At 45.6% G+C, this 563-nt stretch carries 1 pseudogene; it reads right to left on the minus strand.

Annotated elements, in window-relative coordinates:
• Positions 1-563: pseudogene (locus R8O10_RS26755) on the minus strand (ornithine decarboxylase); the annotation flags it as partial.

Below are 563 nucleotides of genomic sequence, written 5' to 3' on the forward strand. Positions count from 1 at the left end.
AAGGGTTACGCGCCGATTCTAAGTAAACTGGCATACCACCCGCTTGGATTAACGCACCGTGGTGGTTCGATTTATGGTTGTTACGGTCGAACAGTACCAAATCACCTTCAGTTACCAGCGCGTTACAGACTACTTTGTTTGAAGCAGAAGTGCCGTTAAGTACGAAGTAAGTTTTGTCCGCGTTAAATACTTTTGCAGCGTGCGCCTGCGCTTGATGTGCAGAACCTTCGTGGATCAGCAAGTCACCTAAATCTACGTCCGCGTTACACAAGTCACTACGGAACAGGTTTTCGCCGAAGAAATCGTAGAATTGTTTACCAGCTGGGTGTTTTTTGAAGAACTGACCACCTTGGTGTCCCGGACAGTCAAACGCTGAGTTACCCATCTCAACATAGTGCGTTAATTGCTTGAAGAAAGGAGGAGGCAGACGACATTCGTACTTGGTTACTGCTTCGTTGATTTGACGCCAGTAGTACTCAATAGATTGTCTTTCTAAATCGATAACGCCAGTTAGCCAAACGTAATCTTCTGCCGAAACTGGGTTTTCATCCGTTACTAAGAAA

Origin of the sequence: Vibrio sp. 1727, from assembly GCF_033344415.1 — a bacterium.
In the GTDB taxonomy this organism is placed as follows: Bacteria; Pseudomonadota; Gammaproteobacteria; order Enterobacterales; family Vibrionaceae; genus Vibrio; species Vibrio alginolyticus.